At 67.6% G+C, this 22,073-nt stretch carries 22 protein-coding genes; 14 read left to right on the top strand and 8 right to left on the bottom strand.

Translation table 11 applies throughout. From position 1 onward, the window contains the following. Positions 1-159 precede the first annotated feature (159 nt). Both JZ792_RS04870 and JZ792_RS04865 read left to right on the top strand, forming a co-directional pair. The gene (locus tag JZ792_RS04870) at positions 160-795 is read left to right on the top strand and encodes a Pr6Pr family membrane protein (RefSeq protein ID WP_216907226.1); all 636 of its coding nucleotides are present in this window, start codon (positions 160-162) and stop codon (positions 793-795) included. Positions 796-874: 79 nt separating this feature from the next. Next, on the top strand, positions 875-2,098 hold the full coding sequence (locus JZ792_RS04865) for an aminotransferase family protein (RefSeq protein ID WP_216907224.1): 1,224 nt from the start codon (positions 875-877) through the stop codon (positions 2,096-2,098). 6 nt (positions 2,099-2,104) lie between these two features. On the opposite strand, the gene JZ792_RS04860 is transcribed toward JZ792_RS04865, so the two are convergent. Continuing rightward, positions 2,105-2,584 (bottom strand): GNAT family N-acetyltransferase, encoded by a 480-nt coding sequence (locus JZ792_RS04860; protein ID WP_254189288.1) that lies wholly within the window; start codon positions 2,582-2,584, stop codon positions 2,105-2,107. Positions 2,585-2,661: 77 nt separating this feature from the next. Between JZ792_RS04860 and JZ792_RS04855 the strand changes: the two genes are divergently transcribed. The 5 genes from JZ792_RS04855 (at position 2,662) to JZ792_RS41810 (ending at position 8,489) form a co-directional block, all read left to right on the top strand. Next, positions 2,662-4,323 (top strand): acyl-CoA synthetase, encoded by a 1,662-nt coding sequence (locus JZ792_RS04855; RefSeq protein WP_216907222.1) that lies wholly within the window; start codon positions 2,662-2,664, stop codon positions 4,321-4,323. A gap of 63 nt (positions 4,324-4,386) precedes the next feature. Then, a complete protein-coding gene (locus JZ792_RS04850; RefSeq protein WP_216907220.1) occupies positions 4,387-5,445 on the top strand; it encodes an AAA family ATPase in 1,059 nt (352 codons plus the stop codon). A 9-nt stretch (positions 5,446-5,454) separates the two neighbouring features. Then, positions 5,455-7,251: a vWA domain-containing protein gene (locus tag JZ792_RS41815; RefSeq protein ID WP_216907218.1), complete on the top strand. Its 1,797-nt coding sequence runs from the start codon at positions 5,455-5,457 to the stop codon at positions 7,249-7,251. 141 nt (positions 7,252-7,392) lie between these two features. After that, positions 7,393-7,533 (top strand): hypothetical protein, encoded by a 141-nt coding sequence (locus tag JZ792_RS04840; RefSeq protein ID WP_216907216.1) that lies wholly within the window; start codon positions 7,393-7,395, stop codon positions 7,531-7,533. 278 nt (positions 7,534-7,811) lie between these two features. Beyond that, positions 7,812-8,489 carry a DUF5134 domain-containing protein gene (locus JZ792_RS41810; protein WP_216907214.1) on the top strand — a complete coding sequence of 226 codons (678 nt, stop codon included), beginning with the start codon at positions 7,812-7,814 and terminating at the stop codon, positions 8,487-8,489. Positions 8,490-8,530: 41 nt separating this feature from the next. Here JZ792_RS41810 and JZ792_RS04830 read toward each other — a convergent pair whose 3' ends face one another. From JZ792_RS04830 to JZ792_RS04820, 3 genes are all read right to left on the bottom strand, one after another. Next, positions 8,531-9,205: a PhzF family phenazine biosynthesis protein gene (locus tag JZ792_RS04830; RefSeq protein ID WP_216907337.1), complete on the bottom strand. Its 675-nt coding sequence runs from the start codon at positions 9,203-9,205 to the stop codon at positions 8,531-8,533. Positions 9,206-9,525: 320 nt separating this feature from the next. Continuing rightward, positions 9,526-10,065, bottom strand: coding sequence for an alkylhydroperoxidase, AhpD family (gene ahpD, locus JZ792_RS04825; RefSeq protein ID WP_216907212.1), 540 nt, complete (start codon positions 10,063-10,065; stop codon positions 9,526-9,528). 95 nt (positions 10,066-10,160) lie between these two features. Next, positions 10,161-10,748: a peroxiredoxin gene (locus tag JZ792_RS04820; RefSeq protein WP_109527601.1), complete on the bottom strand. Its 588-nt coding sequence runs from the start codon at positions 10,746-10,748 to the stop codon at positions 10,161-10,163. 116 nt (positions 10,749-10,864) lie between these two features. On the opposite strand from JZ792_RS04820, the gene JZ792_RS04815 reads away from it, so the two are divergent. The 7 genes from JZ792_RS04815 to JZ792_RS04790 all read left to right on the top strand — a co-directional run bounded on the left by JZ792_RS04815 (position 10,865) and on the right by JZ792_RS04790 (position 15,924). Continuing rightward, on the top strand, positions 10,865-11,773 hold the full coding sequence (locus JZ792_RS04815; protein ID WP_216907210.1) for a hydrogen peroxide-inducible genes activator: 909 nt from the start codon (positions 10,865-10,867) through the stop codon (positions 11,771-11,773). Between the two features lie 150 nt (positions 11,774-11,923). Beyond that, positions 11,924-12,616 (top strand): FAD-binding oxidoreductase, encoded by a 693-nt coding sequence (locus JZ792_RS41805; protein ID WP_254189287.1) that lies wholly within the window; start codon positions 11,924-11,926, stop codon positions 12,614-12,616. A 5-nt stretch (positions 12,617-12,621) separates the two neighbouring features. Continuing rightward, complete coding sequence (locus JZ792_RS41800) at positions 12,622-13,155, top strand: BBE domain-containing protein (RefSeq protein WP_254189286.1); 534 nt, start codon at positions 12,622-12,624, stop codon at positions 13,153-13,155. 112 nt (positions 13,156-13,267) lie between these two features. Further along, complete coding sequence (locus JZ792_RS04805; protein WP_216907208.1) at positions 13,268-14,260, top strand: gamma-glutamylcyclotransferase family protein; 993 nt, start codon at positions 13,268-13,270, stop codon at positions 14,258-14,260. Positions 14,261-14,312: 52 nt separating this feature from the next. After that, positions 14,313-14,903 (top strand): TetR/AcrR family transcriptional regulator, encoded by a 591-nt coding sequence (locus JZ792_RS04800; RefSeq protein ID WP_216907206.1) that lies wholly within the window; start codon positions 14,313-14,315, stop codon positions 14,901-14,903. 80 nt (positions 14,904-14,983) lie between these two features. Further along, positions 14,984-15,721: an SDR family NAD(P)-dependent oxidoreductase gene (locus JZ792_RS04795; RefSeq protein WP_216907204.1), complete on the top strand. Its 738-nt coding sequence runs from the start codon at positions 14,984-14,986 to the stop codon at positions 15,719-15,721. After that, positions 15,721-15,924 carry a tautomerase family protein gene (locus JZ792_RS04790; RefSeq protein ID WP_216907202.1) on the top strand — a complete coding sequence of 68 codons (204 nt, stop codon included), beginning with the start codon at positions 15,721-15,723 and terminating at the stop codon, positions 15,922-15,924. The genes JZ792_RS04795 and JZ792_RS04790 overlap by 1 nt, the downstream gene beginning before the upstream one ends. Before the next feature lie 81 nt (positions 15,925-16,005). On the opposite strand, the gene speD is transcribed toward JZ792_RS04790, so the two are convergent. From speD to JZ792_RS04770, 4 genes are all read right to left on the bottom strand, one after another. Continuing rightward, complete coding sequence (gene speD / locus JZ792_RS04785; protein WP_216907200.1) at positions 16,006-17,214, bottom strand: adenosylmethionine decarboxylase; 1,209 nt, start codon at positions 17,212-17,214, stop codon at positions 16,006-16,008. 7 nt (positions 17,215-17,221) lie between these two features. Then, positions 17,222-18,322 carry a type III PLP-dependent enzyme gene (locus JZ792_RS04780; protein WP_216907198.1) on the bottom strand — a complete coding sequence of 367 codons (1,101 nt, stop codon included), beginning with the start codon at positions 18,320-18,322 and terminating at the stop codon, positions 17,222-17,224. Between the two features lie 167 nt (positions 18,323-18,489). Next, positions 18,490-20,964, bottom strand: coding sequence for a DEAD/DEAH box helicase (locus tag JZ792_RS04775; protein WP_438804294.1), 2,475 nt, complete (start codon positions 20,962-20,964; stop codon positions 18,490-18,492). Between the two features lie 88 nt (positions 20,965-21,052). Continuing rightward, positions 21,053-21,994 (bottom strand): proteasome assembly chaperone family protein, encoded by a 942-nt coding sequence (locus JZ792_RS04770; protein ID WP_216907195.1) that lies wholly within the window; start codon positions 21,992-21,994, stop codon positions 21,053-21,055. Positions 21,995-22,073 lie beyond the last annotated feature (79 nt).

Below are 22,073 nucleotides of genomic sequence, written 5' to 3'. Positions count from 1 at the left end.
CGTTCGGGCGCCGTCAGCCCGGAGCCGTCACATCGCCGTCGCCGGGATCCGGTCCGCCGCCACGGGTCGTGCGTTGGCGTCTGTCGACCGATGTTGCCGCCGGGATGCCCGATGTCGTAAATCGGCTGCCGACCGGTTCGGATGTGCGACGATTCCGCAATGGACGCGAGGTCGGGAACGGCGTGGTGGATCAGGGTTCTGCGGGTGGCCTTCGCGGTGCTGGCCATCGTTGCGCTGGTATCGCTTCCGCTGCGCAACAGCGATGTCGAGACCTTCTCCATCGCGAACTTCTTCAGCTATTTCACCATCCAGTCCAATGTGATCGCGATGATCGTGTTGCTGGTCGGTGGCCTGCGCGACCCGGCCGGTCATCGGTGGCAGCTCGTGCGCGGCGCGGCCACCCTATACCTGGTCATCACCGGGGTCGTCTACGCCGTACTGCTGGCCGACGTGGACGTGGCGCTCACCGACCGCTGGATCAACGACATACTGCACCGGATCATGCCGATCGTCATGGTGCTCGACTGGGTCCTCGTGCCGGTCGCGCTCGGGATCAGCGCCAGGCTGATCGGCGCGTGGCTGATCTACCCCTTCGTCTACGGCGTCTACACGCTCGTGCGCGGACCCGTCGTCGACTGGTATCCCTATCCCTTCCTCGACCCACGGCACCAGGGTTATGTGTCGTTGATCATCGGTCTGGTCGTCCTGACCGGTGTTTTCGCGCTGCTCGCCCTCGCCGTGGTCTCCGTCGGTGCGCTGGCCACCCGTTGGCGCCATCCGGCCCCTGCCGGATGATCGAGCGAGCGGCGGGTCACGGTGTGCGCGACCCGCGCGGGCGACGACCCGAACGAATGATGAGGTATAGGTGGTTGGCATGAACGCGTTGTGGCATGGATTCGCCGATATGGGTGCCGTCGAACGAGACGGGACGTTCGTCGTGGCGCGCGGGGAGGGCGCCTACATCTACGACACGGCGGGCACTCGCTACCTGGACGCGACCGCCGGGCTCTGGTTCACCAATATCGGCCACGGCCGCGGCGAGGTCGCCGACGCGGTGGCCGCCCAACTCCGCGAGATCGCGCACTACTCGAATTTCGGTGACATCACCGAACCGGTCACCCAGGAATTGGCCCGGAAACTGTCGGAGATCGCGCCGGTGCCCGGCAGCAAGATCTTCTTCACCTCCGGTGGCTCGGATTCGGTGGACACCGCGGCCAAACTGGCCCGCCGGTACTGGCACGAGGTGGGGAGGCCGGACAAGACGATCGTGGTCGGTCGCAAGCGCGCCTACCACGGCATGCACGTCGCCGGGACCGCGCTGGCCGGTATTCCGGTCAACCGCGAGGGGTACGGCGAACTCATGGCCGACGCGCGCACCGTCGAATGGGACGACGCCAAGGACCTGCTTGCCCTGATCGAGGATGTCGGCGCGGAACGGATCGCCGCGTTCTTCTGCGAGCCGATCATCGGCGCGGGCGGGGTCTACCTGCCGCCGGACGGCTACCTGCCCGAGGTGCGCCGGATCTGCCGCGATCACGACATCCTCTTCGTCGCCGACGAGGTGGTGACCGGATTCGGCCGCATCGGCGGGGCCTGGTTCGCGTCGTCGCGGTTCGGGCTCGAACCCGACATCATGACCACCGCCAAAGGGCTGACCTCGGGCTATATGCCGATGGGCGCGGTTTTCATCGCGCCGCGTATCGCGGAACCCTTCTTCGCGGGCGGCGTCTGGTGGCGTCACGGCTACACCTACGGCGGCCACGCGGGCGCGGCGGCGGCGGGACTTGCCACCCTCGCCATCATGGAGCGCGAGAACCTGCTGGACGAGGCGGCTCGGATCGAGTCGTCGCTGCACGAACAGTTCGCGCCGCTGGCCGATCACCCACGCGTCGCCGAGGTGCGCAGCGGAATCGGCGCGGTGGCCGCCGTGCAGCTCGCCGACCCGACCGAAGCGCTGCCGTTCGTGAAAACGCTTCGCGCCCAAGGTATCTCCGGGCGCGCCACCGGGCAGGGCGCGTTGCAGATCTCCCCGTCGTTCGTAATGACCGATGACCAGATCGGCGCACTGGTCCAGGGATTCGCCCGGGCGCTGGGGTAGCGCCGCTCAGAGCGTCCGCGTCATGAAGACGCTGTGCGGGCTCGGCTCGTATTCGCCGAACGGCGGGCAGCGGGCGAATCCGTGACGCCGATAGAGATCGATCGCGCGCAGATAGAACTCCGCCGCGCCGGTTTCCAGGCTGAGCCTGCGGTAGCCGCGGGTACGGGCGACCTCGACGATGTGGGTGAGCAGTGTCGTCGCGATCCCGCGCCCGGCGTGGGTCGCGACGGTGCGCATGGATTTGATCTCACCGTGTTCGGGATCGAGTTCCTTCAGCGCGCCGCAGCCGACCAGTTCGCGCCGGTCCCACACGCTCCAGAACGTGACGGCGGGATCGCGTAGCGCCGCGATATCGAGCGCGTGACTGCTGTCGTCGGGGGAGTGCACGTGCATCTCCGCGAGATGCGCGCCGAGCAGTGCGGCGATCTCGGGGCCGGTCAGGTCGTCGACGGTGATCCGCAATCGGTGCTCGGCGTCGCTGGACATCGCTCCATGATGGTCGGTCGGGCGGGGCGCGGCGAGTCGGCGTGTCAGCATGGACGCTGACAGTGAGGGACCGGAACATGCGAATCACCGACAGCATCGGATCGGCGGCCGTCGGTGCGTTGCGCCGTGCCGCCGACGAAACCTATTACGCCGGATTGGCCGTGCGTGCCGGGCTCGTCACGCCGGAGCGCCCCGACCGCCTCGCCCGCATGGGGGTCGCGGTGCTGCGCTCGGGCATGCTCGGCGGGCTCACCGCGGTGGCGGCGCTGCGCTACCGCGACCGGGTCGCGATCCTGGACGAACGCGGGCCCGTCACGTTCCGTGAACTCGACGACCGCAGCACCGCGCTCGCGAATGCCTGGCGGGTGCGCGGCCTGCGCGACGGCGAGGGCGTGGCGATCCTGGTCCGCAACCATCGCGGCTTCCACTACGCGGTCTTCGCCGCCGCCAAATGTGGCGCGAGGATCATCCTGTTGAACACCGATTTCGCCGGTTCCGCGCTGCGCGAGGTGCTGGCGCGCGAAGGCGCGGATCTGCTGGTGTACGACGAGGAATACGCCGGTCGCCTCGCCGGGTACACGGCCGTGCGCGGCAGCTACCGCGCCTGGGTCGATACCCCCGCTGTCGACACCATCGACAACCTCATCGCCTCCGGTGCGCGGACCCCGCCGCGCAAACCCACGACCGCGGCGGCGATCGTGCTGCTCACCAGCGGCACCACCGGAACACCGAAGGGGGCCCGCCGCGCCGAGCCCACCTCGCTGGCCCCGCTCGGCGCGATCCTGGCCCGGGTGCCGTTGCGCGCCAGGGGCGTCGTCGAATGTCCGGCCCCGTTGTTCCACACCCTCGGATTCGCGCACGCGACGCTGGCACTGGGTTTCGGATCCACGCTGGTGATCCGCCGCCGCTTCGATCCCCAGGCCGTGCTCGACAGTCTGCGTCGGCGCCGCGCGACCGCGCTGATCGTGGTGCCGGTGATGCTGCGGCGGATGGTCGACCTCGGGCCGAAATCGCGCGCGGCACAGGATTTCTCCCGACTACGCGTCGTCTTCGTCGCGGGCTCGCCACTCGGGGCGGATCTGTGCGTACGGGCCACCGAGGAATTCGGGCCGGTGATCTACAACGTCTACGGCTCCACCGAAGTGGCCTACGCGACCATCGCGACCCCCGCCGATCTCGCGGTCGAACCGGGCTGCGTGGGCACCGTGGTGCCGAGCGCCACGGTGCGGATCCTCGGCGACGACGACCGCGAACTGCCGAACGGGCGTACCGGACGTATCTTCGTCGGCAACAACTACCAGTTCGACGGCTACACCGGCGGTGGTGCCAAGGCGCGGGTCGACGGTCTGATGTCGACCGGTGACGTCGGGCATTTCGACAGCGCCGGAAGGCTTTTCATCGATGGCCGCGACGACGACATGATCATCTCCGGCGGCGAGAACGTCTTCCCCGCCGAGGTCGAGGAGTTGCTGGCCGCCCATCCGGCGGTGGTCGAGGCCGCCGTGTTCGGCGTCGACGACGATCGGCACGGTCAGCGGCTGCGCGCCGTGGTCGTGGTTCGCTCCGGGCATACCCTGACCGCCGAGGATGTGCGTGACCACGTGAGAACCCGTCTGGCCCGCTTCAAGGTGCCCCGCGACGTGGTCTTCGTCGACGAACTGCCGCGCACCCCCACCGGCAAGGTCCTCGTGCGAGTGCTGCGCGGACTCGGCTGCGCGGGCTCGGTCGGCGAAAAATGAATGGCCCCACCACGACGGCTGTCGGTATCTTCGACACCTGCGCCATCGTGAGGGGGAAGAGGTATGGAGGCGACCGTCGCGGTCAGCCCGGATCAGTTGCCGGAGCTACTGCTGCACGTCGCCGTGGTCCGACCGGTATTCCTCTGGGGCGCACCGGGAATCGGCAAGAGTTCGCTGGTGCGGACCTTCGCCGAATCCTTGGGGCTCGAATGTGTGACCCTGCTCGGCACCCAGCTCGCACCGGAGGATCTGATCGGTGTTCCGCAGATCGTCGGTGATCGCAGCCGGTTCGCGCCGCCGGAGTCGATCGCACGGCCCGAGCCGTACTGCCTGTTCCTGGACGAACTGAACGCGGCTTCGCCGGAAGTGCAGAAATCGTTCTACTCGCTCATCCTCGATCGCAGGATCGGCAACTACGAACTGCCCGCGGGATCGGTGGTCATCGGGGCGGGCAACCGTGCCACGGACAACGCGCTGGCGCGACCGATGGCCTCGGCGCTGGTCAACCGCATGGTGCACCTGCATCTTCGCGCCGACGTGGACGATTGGCTGAAATGGGCCGCGCTCAACGATATCCACCCGTGGATCGTGCGCTACCTCGTCCAACGCCCCGATCATCTGTGGTCGCCGCCGCCCAAGACCGAGGCGCCGTTCTCGACCCCGCGCGGCTGGCACATGCTCTCCGACGCCATGCACTCCTGCGGTGACGATATCGACGACACGGTTCTGCACGTGCTGACAGCGGGAATCCTGACCGCGGGCCACGCCTCGGCCTTTCGCGCCTACGTCAAGACCCTGCGCCACGCCCACGACCTCGAAGCCGTGCTGAAGGGCGATCTGGGCTGGCCGCGCGATCCCGGTGATCGCGACCTGCTGTACTTCCTGTCGGAGACATTCCGGGCCCGGCTGGTCAAGGATCTTCCCGGCGCGCGCGAACACCTCTCGCCGTCACTGGGCCGCTTCGTGATCCGGGTCAAGGCGATGCTGATCGAACTCGCCGAGATCTCGGTCGAATGCGCGCAACTGGTGATCGCTGCGGACGACGACGGCGCGCCCGCGCTGCCCACCTGGTTCCTCATCGAGGTCAGCCGCGACCTGCCGCGCCTGGCCGCACGGCGCTAGGGGCCGGGCGTGCGGAAGAAGGCGAAGGTCGATCCGTGGTCGGAGGCGATCGATCACGGCTGGCGAGAAGCACGATCGCACACGGCTTTCCGTCATCTGCGGTGCGCGTCCCGTCCGCTCGATGCCGGTGCGCCGAGTGACATCCGGGCCTACATCAGCGGTGAGGTGATCTACTACCACCCCCGTCACCGGGCCGAGGCATCGGAATGGGCCTGGGTTTTCGCGCACTGTCTGCTGCACGCCGGATTCGGTCACCTGGATCCACGCACGACGCGGGCCGGAAATATCGAGCAGGCGGACAGGCATCAGCATCAGCGGCAACCGCACCCCGCGTATCGCGCGGCCTGCTGCGCGGTCGTCGACCAGTACCTGGTGACGATGAAGATCGGGCGTCGTCCGCTCGAATTCCCGCTTCCCCCTGGAATTTCCGACGAGCACGAGACCGCCGCGCGCTGGCGGGAGACCACGGTGCCGGAGGGCTGTCGCCGCGACGACCCGCCCGATTTCCTCATCGTCGACGCCGAGGCGGCGCAACGCTTCGACCATCCCCGCCATTTCGCCGCCGGACTGGCCGCGGCGGCCCGCGACGCGCTGGCCACCGCGGGAGGTGAGCACACCGAGCACGGACTGCGTCCGAAACGGCCGTGGGACGCCGCGCTCGGCTGGTTCGTCTCCTCCTACCCGCTGCTCGGCGCGCTCGCGGCCGGAATGACCGTGGTCGCCGACGTGGACCTCGCCCGGACGTGGGATATTTCGATCGCCGCCGTGAACGCGGAAGCGGGGGAGATCTACATCAACCCGCTGGCGGGCCTGAACGACGAACAATGGCGATTCGTCCTCGCCCACGAAATGCTGCACGCCGCGCTGCGTCACGGTGAACGGACCGGCGCGCGCGATCCTCATCTGTTCAATATCGCCTGTGACTACGTGGTCAACGGCTGGCTGGTCGAGATGGACGTCGGGCAGATGCCGGAAGGTCTGCTCCACGACCCCGACCTGAAAGGCTGTTCGGCCGAGGAGGTCTACGACCGGATCGCGACGGATCTGCGCAGGCAGCGCAAACTCGCCACCCTGCGCGGTCGCGGGCTCGGCGACGTCCTGGGTGAACCGCTGCCGCGTCCGGGGACGCCGGGCCGGTACGTCGATCTGGACGAGTACTACCGCAACGCGCTGGTCACCGGACTGGCCTACCACCTCGGCGGCGGTCGCGGAACCGTACCCGCCGCCTTGGAACAGGCGATCAGGGCGCTGGACCAACCACCGCTGCCGTGGGACGCCCAGCTGGCTCACTGGTTCGACGAACACGTGCCGACGGTGGACAAGCGCCGCAGCTATGCCCGGGCGTCGCGGCGGCAGGCATCGACGCCCGATATTCCGCGACCGGCGTGGACGCGCCCCGAGGAGAACGTGCGCCTGCCCACCTTCGGCGTCGTCCTCGACACTTCGGGATCGATGGACGTGACACTGCTCGGTAAGGCACTGGGCGCCATCGCGTCCTACGCCACGGCCCGCGACGTGCCGCGCGCCCGTGTCGTCTACTGCGACGCGGCGGCCTACGACGCGGGCTATCTGCCGGTCGAGGAGATCGCGCGCGGGGTGCGGGTTCGCGGCCGAGGTGGCACGGTGCTGCAACCCGGCATCCGGATGCTCGAACGCGCCGAGGACTTCCCGGCCGACGGACCGATCCTCGTCATCACCGACGGGCAGTGCGAGGCCCTGCGCGTTCGCCGCGAGCACGCGTTCCTGGTGCCCGCCGGTGCGAGCCTGCCGTTCCGTCCGCGCGGGCCGGTGTTCCGGGTCCGCTGAGCCGCGCGTACCGCGAGCCGAATTGGCAGTGCGGGAAGCTGTTTCACGTGCCACGGTGGCGCGGGACCGTTATGCTGCGTGGCGAGCCGATGAAGGGGGACGATCGTGTTCGGTGGGAACAGGCGCGGTCCTGTTGTTCGAGTGCTGGCGGTATCGGCCGTGGTGGCGCTGTCGTATCTCCTGGTGGAGGCGCTGGTCGCGGCGGCGATCACTCCGCCGGGGTCGCGGGTGCTGGCGGAGTGGTCGCAACGGCGGCGGCGAGATCGGTCGTCGGCCGGATAGCGGTGGGGTCGGCCGGGGGCGATGGCTCGGCGCACAGGCGTTCGGCGCCGAAACGGGCATCCCGCGTGGGTGTTCGGCGGTGATCGTTTCGCGGTGAGCCCGCAGCCGTGCCATTCGGACTCGGTCCACGCGTCATCGTTTTCACGTTCTCGTCGGTGTGTCCGAGTCGCGTCGGTGTGTCGCCGGGCGGGCTCGCGATTCTTGTCCGCGAGATCGGACCGGATGCGAGCATGGGAACCGGTGGCCGCGATCGTCGTGACGAAAGGCGGTGGGGTGCTGTGCAGTTCGTGCAGGAGTACGCGGCGTTGCGGTGGGTGGTGGCCACGGCGTTCCTCGTCGCCGCGGCGATGGTGACCGCGCGGATGACCGCCCCGTCGGGCGTGCGCGAGAGCGAGGGACCGACTCTGTCCGCACCCGTGCCGCGCGGAGCCGACAGCGGTGACCACGCGTGGCCGCACGACATCTCGGTCGAGTCGGGCATCGGTGCGGTTCACCACGAATCCGATGCCGCGCATCTCGTCATGTGCCTGGTGATGCTGACCATGCTGGTCTTCCCGCGCGGCGCGAATCCGCACGCGCTCCACGGTGTCCTCGTCGCCGCCACGGTGGTCTTCACCGCACTGCTGGCGACCCGTCTCCTCCAGTGGCGCGCCGGCACCCCCGCGATCACGACGCACCGGATCCTGGCCCTCGGCTATCACGTAATCGCCGCAGTAGCAATGCTTTACGCCATGTCAGGCCATTCCGGCTCCGGTCCCGCCCCGCTCCCGGCCCTCGCGCTCGCCACACTCTTCTGCACCGACGCGGTCGCCGTGATCGCCGCCCCGCACACCGGCCGTCACCACTTCGGACACGCGACCGGTCCCGGGGAAACCACCCCGCCCTCCGCGGCGATCCCGCATGTGGTGATGGATCTCGGCACGGCATACATGCTCGTCGCCGCGGCACTGAGCTGAGTTCGGTCTCCCGATTCAGTGGGCGGTACGCGAAATCGGTCCTACAGGTCGATGACCGAGTCGGCTGTCACCCGGCCGCCGAGGTGGACCCAGCCGTCGGAATCCCATTGGGTGAAGATCTGGCTGCCCTTGCCCTGGGTGATGTTGAGGCCCTTGCGCAACAGGGCGGTGAGGGCCACGGCGGCGGCGCCGGTCGCCTCGTCCTCGGCGATACCCATGGTCGGTGCGAACATGCGCGAGCGCAGGGCGGCACGGTGTTCGTCGGTCCAGGTCCACAGGTAGTGCGGTCCGCCGGTGAAATCGTCCGGGCGCAGGGCGAGGAGTTCCTCGACGCTGTCGAGCTGGTGGAACGTGAAATCGGGAGCCCACTCGCCGCGCGCCTTGATCCAGGTGAGTCCGTCGGTCAGTTCGACGCTCACCGGTCCCGCCGGAACCTCCAGCACGCGCACCGGGACGCCCTGCTCGGCGAACCACCACGCGGTGCCGACCGTGGGATGTCCGGCGAAGGGGAGTTCGACCGCGGGTGTGTAGATACGCACCCGAGCGATCTCGTCCACGGGATCGGCGACGACGACGGTTTCGCTGTATCCGGCGCGTGCCGCCAGCAGCTGCGGGTCGGCGGCCACGACATCACCCGCCCTCGCGATTCCGAGTTCGTTGCCCAGCCGTCCGGCCGCGTCGGTGAACACGCGCACTACCTCGAGCCGCGTTCCCATGGCCTCCGGTTCACCTTGTGTGCCCATATCGGTGAGCCTACCGACCGTTCGCCGGCCCTCGAAAGCGCGTGCGGCCGATGTCGAGTATCCACATCCGGTGTTTGCCGCAAAGCACACGGTCATCCACGCATCGGGGAAGACCTGTGATCTTTCCGATAGCCGAATGGTTGCGAATCGAACCGGTGCGTCGCCGCGAGAGTTCGGCCGATCCGCGATCGAGCGACGTACCCCACATTTTCCCGAGCACGATCCGGGGCCTCGGAGACGACTTCGGCCCCGTCCCTTCGAGGGACGGGGCCGAACTCGGGAAACCCCGGCTGTCAGACCTGCGCGGCGGCGAGTGTCTCGGTGGACTGCACCGCCTGGCCGACTCCGGCGACGATCGCCGCCACCCGCAGCGATTCGAAGATCACCTCGCGCGACACACCGGCGTCGCGCAGGGTCTTCTCGTGCGCTTCCAGGCAGTGCGCGCACCCGTTGATCGAGGAGACCGCGAACGACCACAGCTCGAAATCGGCCTTGTCGACGCCCGGGTTGCCGATGATGTTCATCCGCAGACCGGCACGCAGATCGTCGTACCGTCCGTCGAGGAACGCCTTGCCCCGGTAGAACACATTGTTCATGCCCATGATCGAGGCCGCGCCGAGCGCGCCGTTGTAGGCCTCTTCCGACAGGGTGTCGGCGGCTTCCTCGGCGATCTCACGCAGCGTCGTCGCCGACCGGGTCGCGGCCGCCGAAGCGAGCAGGGTGCCCCACAGCTGCTGCTCGTTCAACACGGTGGTGCGTGCGATCGATGACAGATTGAGCTTGAGGTCCTTGGCGTACTCGGGGAGGGAGTTCTTCAGGTTCTCGATGCTCATTCGACATTTCCTCGGATCATCCCCGCGCGTGCGGGCAACTTGTGGCGGATTTCGTTCACGTGCCGGATATTTCGGGAACGCTGATCGCGTGCGACTCAGACGCTCGCGGAGAGCAACTCGCCCGCGTTGATGGTCGGGTCGCCCTTCTTCCAGTTGCAGGCGCACAGCTCGTCGGACTGCAGGGCGTCGAGCACGCGCAGCACCTCGTCGACATTGCGGCCCACCGAACCCGCGGTCAGCGAGACGAACTGGATCTCGTTGTTCGGGTCGACGATGAAGGTCGCGCGATCGGCGACACCGTCGGCGTTGAGAACGCCGGTGGCGGAAGCCAGTTCACGCTTGAGGTCGGAAAGGATCGGGAAGGGCAGGGTCTTCAGGTCCTCGTGCTGGGCACGCCACTGGAAGTGCACGAACTCGTTGTCCACCGAGGCGCCGAGCACCTGCGCGTCACGATCGGCGAATTCCTCGTTCAGCTTGCCGAACGCGGCGATCTCGGTCGGGCACACGAAGGTGAAGTCCTTGGGCCAGAAGAAGACGATCCGCCACTTGCCCGCGTGGTCGTCGCTGGTGATCTGGGTGAAGTAGTCGTCGGGCTGCTGAGCGTCGACCTTGGACAGGTCACCGCCGATGACTGCGGTGAGGTTGTACGCCGGGAATTGGTCGCCGATGGTCAGCAGGGCCATTGCTATCTCCTCGTCCTTGTATGGGTGGGTGTGCGAAGCATGCGAAGCGTTCGATTGTGATCTTGCCTAAAGACCGGTGAAAGGTAAAGGTGATCAGTCGCACTACACTGATAGGCGTGGCTGATCATACTTATCAACCGACACTGTCACAGCTGCGTGCGTTCGTGGCGATCGCGGAGTACCGGCATTTCGGCACCGCCGCAGCCAGGCTCAACGTGAGCCAGCCCACGTTATCGCAGGCATTGGCCGCCCTCGAAAACGGCCTCGGGTTGCAACTCATCGAGCGCAGCACCCGCCGGGTGCTGGTGACCGCGGCCGGAATGCGGTTGCTGCCCAAGGCGATGGCGACCCTGGAGGCGGCCGACCGCTTCGTCGCTTCGGCGGCCGGTGACGATCTCGGCGGCACACTGCGGATGGGCATCATCCCCACCGTCGCCCCGTATGTCCTTCCGTCGTTGCTGCCCGAACTGCGCAAGCGACTACCCGAGCTGCATCCGCAGGTGATCGAGGATCAGACCGCGCGGCTGCTGGACGGTCTGCGCACCGGGGTGCTCGACGTCGCGCTGCTCGCGCTGCCGACACAGGCTCCCGGACTGGTCGAACTCCCGCTCTACGACGAGGAATTCGTCCTGGTGACCCCGCCGGGGCACGAGCTGGCCGGGCGCACCGATATCGGTCCGGCGATACTGGACACCCTGCCGCTGCTGCTCCTGGACGAAGGCCACTGTCTGCGTGACCAGGCACTCGATCTGTGCCGGTCGGTGGACGCGCGCCCCGGCGGCGTCGGTGACACCAGGGCCGCGTCGTTGTCCACGGTCGTGCAATGCGTCGCGGGCGGATTGGGCGTCACATTGATCCCGAGTATGGCCGTCGCCGCCGAAACCGCGCGTGCGGAACTCGATACCGCCCATTTCGCGGCACCGGCCCCCGGTCGGACCATCGGACTCGTCTACCGCGCCTCCACCGCGCGTGCCGAGGACTACGAATACCTGGCGGCGATCGTCCGGGCCAATCGTCCGCACTGACCGATCCGACGGTGGGTCAGCGGTCCGTCCACCGAGATCGCCGCGGTCCGGCGATTCGGAACCGCCGCGCGAGGACCCGACGATAATGGGGACCGGTGCTCGGGACGTCTCTCTCGGTGGGTCGATGCTCATTCGTGGAAGGGAAGTCCGATGACCCGAACCTCGGTAGACCTGGAGGCCCTGCGGGCGCGGCTCGACGGCGCGCTCATGGTGCCACGGGACAGCGGATACGACGACGCCCGCGCGGTGGCGAACGGCGCGATAGACCGGCTTCCAGCCGCGATCGCGCGGTGCGCGGGGCCCGCCGACGTCGCCGAAGTCCTCGCTTTCGCCCGCGCGAGCGGTATCGACGTCATGGTGCGCGGCGGCGCGCACAATCCGGCGGGCACCGCCGTCGCCGACGGTGCCCTGATGATCGATCTGCGTGAGATGAACACCGTCCACGTCGACCCGCAGGCGCGGCGCGCACGCGTCGGGGGCGGAGCGCTGCTCGCCGACGTGGACCGCGCGACCCAGGAATACGGTCTGGCGATTCCCGCCGGGCTGATCAGCCACACCGGCGTCGGCGGACTCACGCTCGGAGGCGGAATGGGCTGGTTGACGGGCCGTTCGGGGCTGACGATCGACCACCTCGTTGCCGCGCGGGTCGTCCTCGCCGACGGCCGGATCGTGCGAGCCGCCGCGGACGAACATGCCGACCTGTGGTGGGCGCTGCGCGGTGGCGGCGGAAATTTCGGCGTCGTCACCGAATTCGAGTTCACGCTCGATCCGGCGGGCCCGAACAGCACGCCCGGGTACTCGACCTGTTCCGGGCACGGTTGGCCCCGGTATTCGAGATGGTGACCCCGATGCCGTACGTCGCGTTGCAGCAGATGATGGACGAGGCCAATGCCTTCGGGATCAGCAGCTACGAAAAGGGCACGCGCATAGCGGAATTCACCGACGAGGTGATCGAGGCCTGCGCCGCGCACATCCCGCGTAAGAAGTCGCCGATGTCCTCGGCGCTGGTCTACCGACTCGACGGGGCATATACCGAGGTCGCCGACGACGCCACCGCCTACGGTGGACCCCGGGTGCCGCACTACCAGTTGTTCATCGTCGGCGGCAGTCCCGACCCGACCGGGATTGACGCGGAAAGGGAATGGGTACGCGACTTCTGGGCGGCACTACAGCCGCACACCGGACTCGCGGGAGGATATGTCAACGGGCTCACCGAATTCGACGACGCGAAGTTGCGATCGGTCTACGGAATCAAACTCGACCGTCTCGCCGCGATAAAAGCCGCCTACGATCCCGACAACGTTTTCCACCACAACGCGAATATCGTTCCGGCCGACCGAGGGCGAGCGTTGCCCGAAAGTTCCGGGCAAGGGTCCAGTTAACCGTTCGCCCATTGACCTCGCATCGATCGCCCGAGTGGAGGACACTGGCTATGGGCGTCCGGGGGCCGTGTCACCGGACCGACAGCTGAGCGGTGGCACGGAGGCACAGAACATGTTTGCGCGCATCATCCTGATCCTGTTGTTCCCGATCGCCTGGCCCGTCTACTTCGTCATCTGGTGCCACAAGCACCCGGAGGAAGTGCGACATTCGATCACCTCGGTGCGAGACCTGATCCGCCGTCACCCCAAACGCGCCGCCTGGCTCGGCGTCGTCTTCGGCGGAATCGGCGTGATCGGGCATGTGGTCGACGGCGAATTCCTGGCGATGACGGTCGGTGTGGCGGTCGTCGGATGGTGCGGCTGGTTGCTGCTCAAGTGGAACAGGCAGGAAGCGGGGGCCTCGGGACGCGCCGCCGAGGAAGCGAAACGCCAAGCGGCTGCGGCCGAATGTGACGGTGAGGCGGACACGGGCGGGGGTACGGCAGTGTCGGGCCACGAAGTTCCGGGGCCGGTCGTACCGCCGGTCGGCGAGACGGCCGCGCCACGTGATCGGACGGTGCGGGGTGGAGGTGCCACGGCGGAGCGGAGCTCTCGGGCGTCGAGCGGGGCCGGTGATCGGCCGACCGGTGATGCAGAGGCGGAGTCGGGCGATGCGCGGCACGGCGGAGCGGCGACGGCGAGGGTGGGTGTGCTGCCCGCCCGTGCGTCCCGGGCCGAGGGCGACCTGTTCGTGTACGGCACCCTGCAATTCCCCGAGGTTCTGGTCGAACTGATCGGGCGCAGCCCCGCCGCCGAACCGGCCGAGATTCCCGGCTGGCGGGTGGCCGCGTTGCCGGGGCGGGTGTATCCGGGACTCGTTCCCGATCCGGAGGCGGTGGCCCGCGGGGTGATCCTGTCCGGACTCGACGCGGGAGAGTGGGAAGTCCTCGACGCCTTCGAGGACGACGAATACGAATTGCGCAGTGTTCGTTCCGGGAGCGGGCAGGCGCTGGCCTACGTCTGGACCGCCGACGTCGCCGCCCAGGACTGGCAGGCGACCGAATTCGCCGCCACTCACCTCGCGGCCTTCGTCACCCGATGCGGCCGATGGCGTACCGCGTCGTAGGTCGTCGAGGCGGGGGTTGCCATTAGTAGACGACCGGTCGTATATTCATCGCATGGCCAGACCACGGCGCAGTGACGACACCAGGCAGATGCTGGTGGAGGAGGGGTCGGCCGGATTCCTGGCGAACGGCTACCACGGCACCGGGATCAAGCAGGTGCTGGACGCGGTCGGGGTGCCGAAGGGGTCATTCTACAACTATTTCGACAGCAAGGAGAGTTTCGCGCAGGCGGTCATCGACCACTATTCGCTCTGCATCCAGCGCAATCTCGCCGACGCGCTCGGCCCGGCATCCGATCCGATCGACGGCCTGCGGGTCTTCTTCGACCGCCTCATCGATGATTTCGTGGCCGCCGACTACACGGGCGGCTGCCTGATCGCCAATCTCGGCGGCGAACTCGAGGGCAGTGAGACGCTGCGGGAATCGTTGTCCGGGGCGTTCACGGCCTGGCGCGACGGCGTCGCGGTCGCGCTGCGGGAGGCGCAGGAACAGAAGTTGGTTCGCGACGATATCGACGCCGCCGAACTGGCCGACCTGCTCGTCGAGTCCTGGGAGGGCGCGGTGATCCGTATGAAGATCGAGCGTTCGATCCGCCCGTTGCGCAACTGTCTGAGGCGACTGCTCGACGACTATTTTCTTCCCTGAATCGCGGTCTGAGGCTCGCGTCGTCGACGCGTATCTATTCCAAGACGACCGGTCGTATCACATCGAATACAAGGAGTCTCATGTCAGCGAAGACGGTCATCGTGACCGGATCATCGAGCGGGATCGGTCGCGATATCGCGCGAGCGTTCGTCGAACGCGGTGACGCCGTTGTGCTCAACGGCCGTGATCCGGACAAACTCGACGCGGTGGTCGCCGAACTCGGCGCGCCGGACCGGGTCGCCTCGGTCGCGGGCGATATCGGTTCGCCCGCAACGGGTTCGGAGTTGGTCCGGATCGCCGTGGAGCGGTTCGGTGGGGTCGATGTCCTGGTCAACAATGCCGGGATCTTCGGCGCGAAACCGTTCGTCGAGGTCACGGCGGAGGATCTGGGCCGCTATATCGACGCCAACCTCAAGGGCACCTACTTCACCACCCAGGAGGTGGTGCGGCAGCTGTTGCGACAGGGCGGGGGTGGCAGCATCGTGAATATCGGCACCGTGCTGATCGATCACGCGCTCGCCGGACTGCCCGCTTCGGCGCCGCTCGTCGCCAAGGGCGGCGTCCACGCCCTGACCACCAGTCTGGCCGCCGAACTCGCGGCCGACGGCATCCGCGTCAACGCCGTCGCACCCGGTTTCATCCGGACACCGATCTTCGGCGACACCGACGTCGACGCCTCCGGGCGCCTCGCGCTGCTCGACCGCGTCGGGGAAGTCGCCGAAACCACCGCCGCGGTGCTCTATCTGGCCGACGCCGAATTCACCACCGGCCACATCCTTCCCGTCGACGGCGGGTTCATCTCCGGAAGGGCAGCGTAATGCCGTACGTCAATATCAAAGTCACCGACGAGGGTGTCACCCGCGAGCAGAAATCCCGGTTGATCCGAGGTGTCACCGACCTGCTGCACGAGGTGCTCGGCAAAGCGCCCGACAGCACCTACGTCGTGATCGACGAGGTGGCGCTCACCGACTGGGGCGTGGGTGGCGTGAATGTCGAGGAGTGGCGGGCGCGCGGGTCCTGATCGACGGGCGTGAACCGGCGAAACGCGTCGGCGCCCACGGCGGGAGGGCCGTGGGCGCCGACGCGTCGTCGTCTGCCGGGGTTACTGCTGCGCGCGCAGCGCGTACGGCTCGATCGAACCGCGGACGAGGGCGCGCGCGTCGATCGTCTCGGGCCGGTAGGGCAGGGTGACCAAACGGTCGGTCATACCGGGTACCGGATCGGCGACCTTCTCGTTGAGGCCGAACAGGAACGACCACTCGTGCTCGTCACTGGTGTAGAGCACCACGGTGCCGAACTGTTCGTGGAACCGCTGCCACGACCGCTTCAGGGTCTCGTTGCGCCACATGGTCGCGCATCCGGCCTGTGCGCTCAGCACGCCACCCGGCGCGAGCAGCTCCCGACATCGCGACAGGAACTCCGACTCGTAGAGACGGTTGTGCTGCGCGTCCTCGACCCGCTCATCGGGCAGATCGATCACGATGACGTCGTAGCGGGTGCCCGACTGCCGCGCGTTCGCCAGGAAATCCCACCCGTCGGCGTAGTGCACCGTGATCGGCCCCTCACCCTTGACGGCGTCGGCCAACTCGTTGCTGGAATAGCCGTAGGGCAGGTGCTCGGCGCACAGTTCGACCTCGAGCTGATCGATGTCGACGTGATCGACACGGATCGCGCCCGCCGCGACCGACATCTGACTGGCCACACCCTCACCGGAGCCGATGATCAGCACCCGATCCAGTTTCTCGGCCAGCACGAAGGCGGGAACCATCATCGCCTCGTGGTAGGTCAGCTGGGAGAACTCGGTGGACTGACGGTCGTCGTCGGAGAACAGGCTGATGCCCTGCTCCGTTCGCGCGATCACCATGTGCTGGTACGGGGTGTGCGTGTCGACGATGACCTCGCGCAGATCCCAGGTGCGGGTGAGTCCGTCGCCCACGGGTTCCCGGATCTTCTCCGCTCCGTGGCCGCGCTGCACGACCTGCATGCGAACCTGCTTGGGCGACAACTTGTCTCGCAGTTCGTCGACGGCCTTCGTCGCGCCCGCGCCGATGCTGCCGCAGGTGAAGACGTCGACGAAGATATCGCCGGACTCCGGATAGGTGTGAATCGAGGCGTGGGACTCCGACAACAGCGCGAGGACGGTCACCCCCTGCGGATCGAACTGTTTGTGCACGACATCGCAGATGGTGACGCCCGCCGCGATCAGAGACTCACGCAACGCCGATTCGAGTCGTTCGAGGTCGTTGCACAGGGTCGCGTCGACACCACCGAACTCGGCCAGCACATGCCAGCCTGTGAATTCCGCCGTCATGGCAAACTCACTCTCGCTCAGCGCCCGAGACATGAACGGTCAAGGGCGGAAAACCATTGAAGGACACCGACGAGTAACTCGCGGTATAGGCGCCGGTATGCAGGATCCTGATGGGATCGCCGGCTCGCAACGTGGTCGGTAGAAGGACTCGCGTGCGTTGGTACAGTACATCGTCGCCGTCACAGGTCGGTCCGGCGACCACCGCCTCGTCGACGGGATCGCCGTCGCGGTCGGTGGCGAATCGATAGGCGATGTACTCGTTCTCGGTCTCGGCCATGCCGTTGTAGCGGCCGATGTCGAGGTAGACCCAGCGGCGCCCGTCCGGCGCGATACGGATGCCGACGACCTCGGCGTGGATCGTGCCCGCGTTCCCGACCAGGGCGCGGCCCGGTTCGACGACGAGTTCGGTTGCGGTGGGCAGGAATTCGGTCGCCGCGGTATCGATCACCGAGGCGACGGCGGTGAGGTCGGGGGCGGCGTCGGCGTAGGCGATCGGCAGGCCGCCACCGATATTCACCGAGCGCACGACGATCCCCTTGGCCGCGAGCGCGTCGGTGATCTCGGCGGCCTGTGCGATGCCGATCCGCCAGGCTTCGGGGTCGAGCTGCTGGGAGCCGACGTGGAAATACGGTCCGGCGACGATCAGTCCCAGATCGCGGGCGCGCACCAGCAGCCGGAAAGCCTCGGCGGGGGCGCAGCCGAATTTGGCGCCGAAAGGGGTCCGCGATTCGGGCGCGGAGGACAGGAAACGGCATTCGACCTCCGAACCCGGCGCGTGTTCGGCGATGCGCAGCAGGTCGTCCTCGGTGTCGAAGGCGTAGCGGCGCACGCCGAGGGCGTGGGCGCGGGCGATATCGGCGGCCTTCTTGATGGGATTGCCGTAGCAGAGGGTGGCGGGCTCGACGCCCAGATCCAGGCACTGGACGATTTCGCCGATACTGGCGACATCGAATTCGGCGCCCTCGGCGGCGAGCAGGGTGATGAGCTCGTCCACCGGACTTGCTTTGACTGCGTAGCGGATGCGTGCCGCGGGCATGGCGGCGGCGAGTGCGCGGTAGTTCTCGCGAACTCTTCCAGGGTCGATGACAAGATATGGCGATTCGGGCATAGTTGATCTTTCGCGTCGGCAGCGGGGGAGAGAGTATCAGCGGCCGTTACCCGGAAACGAATCCGACGAAACCACGATTCGCGACAGGGCCGCCCGCGGCGTCGCCCACCGTGGGCGAACGCCGCTGAACAGGCACTACGGCGGGGAGTCGGCAGGTAGCGGGAGCCTCAGCCCGCAGTGACGGTGATCTCGTCGAAGACGACCTCACCGGCCGCGTCGGATTCGGCGAGATCGACGGTGGCGTCGACCGACCACCCGTGATCGCCCGCCGGATCGTCGAGCACTTGGCGCACCTGCCAGAAACCGGGTCTTCGTTCGATCTGGAACAGCTGCGGTCCGCGTGCGTCCGGGCCGATGCCGATGCGCTCGTACTCGGCGAAATAGGGCGCGAGCGCCGTCTCCCAATCCGGGCCGGTGCCGAGTTCGTCGAGGGTGTGCCAGTGCCGCAGCGACGCGAGTTCGACGCGGCGGAACATGGCATTGCGCACCATCACGCGGAAGGCGCGCTCGTTGGCGGTGATCGGACGCACGGATTCCGCGCCGAAGGCCACCTGGTCGGTGTCGGTCTCCGCGCCGGGGTTGGTGAGCTGTTCCCATTCGTCGAGCAGACTGGAATCGACCTGACGGATGAGTTCACCGAGCCATTCGGTGATGTCCTCGAGTTCCTCGGTCCGCGCGGATTCGGGAACGGTGCGCCGCAGCGCACGGTAGGCGTCGGCCAGGTAGCGCAGCACCACACCCTCCGAACGCGCCAATTCGTAGAACGAGATCAACTCGGCGAAGGTCATCGAGCGTTCGATCATGTCGCGCACGACCGATTTGGGGGAAGGCGCGAATTCCGACACCCACGGATGCCCGCCCCGGTAGGTCTCGAAGGCGGGTTCGATCAGCACGGCCAGCGGTTTGGGCCAGGTGACGTCCTCGAGCAGTTCCATGCGCTCGTCGTATTCGATGCCGTCGGCCTTCATCTCCTGGATCGCCACACCGCGCGCCTTGTGCTGCTGGGCCATCAGCAGCTGACGCGGATCCTCCAGGGTGGATTCGATGAGCGACACCACATCGAGGGTATAGCTCGTCGACTCTTTGTCGAGGAGGTCGAACGCGGCCAGCGCGAAGGGCGACAGCGGCTGATCGAGGGCGAAATCGCGTTGCAGGTCCACCGTCAGCCGCGCGCGCCTGCCCTGCGCGTCCGGCTCCGGGAGTTGTTGCACCACACCGGCATCGCGCAGGGCCCGGTACAGGCGCAGCGCGCGCAGGATATGTTTGCGCTGGGCCGGGCGCGGTTCGTGATTGTCCTCGAGCAGATGGCGCATCGCGTCGAAACAGTTTCCGGGCCGGGCGATCACGTTGAGCAGCATGGCGTTGGTGACCGAGAAACGGGACACCATCGGCTCCGGCTGGGCGCGCACGAGCCGGTCGAAGGTCTCCTCGCTCCACGAGACGAAACCCTCGGGCGGTTTGCGCCGCTGCACCTTGCGCTGTTTCTTGGGATCGTCGCCCGCCTTGGCGATCAGACGGGTGTTCTCCACCTCGTGGTCGGGCGCCTGCACCACCACGGTGCCCATGGTGTCGAATCCCGCGCGACCCGCGCGCCCGGCGATCTGGTGGAATTCGCGGGCCTTGAGCCTGCGGGTGCGCACCCCGTCGTATTTGGTGAGCCCGGTGAGCAGCACCGTCCGGATCGGCACGTTGATGCCGACGCCGAGGGTGTCGGTGCCGCAGACCACTTTCAGCAGCCCCTCCTGGGCCAGCCGCTCGACCAGCCGCCGGTATTTGGGCAGCATGCCCGCGTGGTGCACGCCGATGCCGTGCCTGATCAGCCTGGACAGGGTTTTCCCGAATCCGGCCGCGAAACGGAATTCACCGATGGCCGTGGCGATGGCGTCCTTCTCCGCGCGGCTCGCGAAGTTGACGCTGGTCAGCGCCTGGGCCCGTTCCAGCGCGGCGGCCTGGGTGAAATGCACGACGTAGACGGGGGCCTGGTGGGTGGTGACCAGTTCTTCGAGCGTTTCGGTGATGGGCGTGCGCGCGTAGGAAAAGGTCAGCGGCACAGGACGTTCGGTGCCCGAGACGATCGCGGTGGGATTGCCGGTGCGCCGTTCGATATCGGAGGCGAAGAAGTCGACCTCGCCCAGAGTCGCCGACATCAACAGGAATTGGGCGCGCGGGAGCTCGAGCAGCGGGACCTGCCACGCCCACCCGCGATCGGGATCGGCGTAGAAGTGGAATTCGTCCATCACGACCTGGCCGACATCGGCGGCCGAACCCTCGCGCAGCGCCATGTTCGCCAGGATCTCGGCGGTGGCGCAGATGATCGGGGCGTCGGCGTTGACCGCGGCGTCACCGGTGACCATCCCCACCTTGTCCGCGCCGAACACCTCGCACAGGGCGAAGAACTTCTCGCTGACAAGGGCTTTGATCGGGGCGGTGTAGTAGCTGCGTTGACCGCGGGTCAGCGCGAACAGATGCGCGCCGACGGCGACCAAGGATTTCCCCGACCCCGTCGGGGTCGCCAGAATGACGTTGGATCCGGACGCCAACTCGAGCAGCGCCTCGTCCTGCGCGGGATATAGCGAGGTGCCACGCTCCGCGGCCCAAGCACCGAAGGATTCGTACAGTGCGTCGGCGTCGGTCCCCGGTATCTCGAGCAGTTCGGTCAGATCCACTCCGACCACCCTACGTGCTCGCGGGCGGTGATCCGAGCTGGGCGTTCCCCCGGTCGGGGCGCGATCAGGCCTGCGGACTCGCGTCGCCGTCCCAGCCGCCCTGTTCGGCGAGGAAACGTTCGAATTCGGCGCCGAGCTCGTCGCCGCTGGGGAGTTCGCCGTCACTGGCGAGCAGACTCGACTGCTGTTCCTGGGCCGTGACGAAGCTGTCGTACTGGCGTTCCAGCGCGTTCACCACGGTCTCGACCTCGGAGTTGCCCGCGATGTGCTCGTTGACCTGCTCGCGCACCCGCGCGGCCGATTCACCCAACGCGGCGAGCGGAATCTCCAAACCGGCGTTGTCTGCGACATTTTCGAGCAATGTCTGCGCGGCCTCCGGGTAGGCGGTCTGTGCCAGGTAGTGCGGCACGTGCACCGAGAAACCGACCGATTCGTGTCCGTGCTGGGCCATCCGGTACTCCAGCAGCGACGACGCGCTGCCCGGCACCTGCAATTCGCCCGGCCACCGCTGGTGGTCGGCGATCAGATCGCGATTCGACGAATGCGCGGTGACGCCGAGGGGCCGGGTGTGCGGGATCGCCATCGGGATGGCGCTGAGCCCTATGGTGCGGCGCACTCCGAGCTGTTCGGACAGCAGTCGCACCGCGGTGGTGAATTTCTCCCACCGTAGGTCCGGCTCGATACCCGCCAGCAGCAGGAACGGGGTGCCGCCGGTGTCGCGTAGCGCCCAGAGGTTGAGTTCCGGCTCGGCGTAGTCGGAGAAATGGTCGGTCTTGAACGTCATGAGGGGACGCCGCGAGCGGTAGTCGAGCAGTTCGTCGACCGCGAACGAGGCGACCAGTTCGCTTTCGAGGCTCTCGCGCAGGTGCGTGGTGGCCAACCGCACCGCGTGACCGGCGTCGGTGAACCCTTCCAGTCCGTGCACAAGGACCGGACCCGAGCCGTCGGCGGACGACAGCTGCGGAGCGGGGAACTCCAGTTCGTACATTCGCGACTCGTAGTCCATCGCGTACTCCTTCCTGCGCGGTCCGCACCTGCGAGCCGGATGCGGTCCGGGAACTCCGTGCCCCGGCACCCGATGTGCG

Source organism: Nocardia noduli (assembly GCF_019038455.1).
Lineage (GTDB): Bacteria > Actinomycetota > Actinomycetes > Mycobacteriales > Mycobacteriaceae > Nocardia > Nocardia noduli.
The sequence above is the reverse complement of the archived record's forward strand: the minus strand, read 5'-3'. Positions and strand labels throughout refer to the sequence as shown.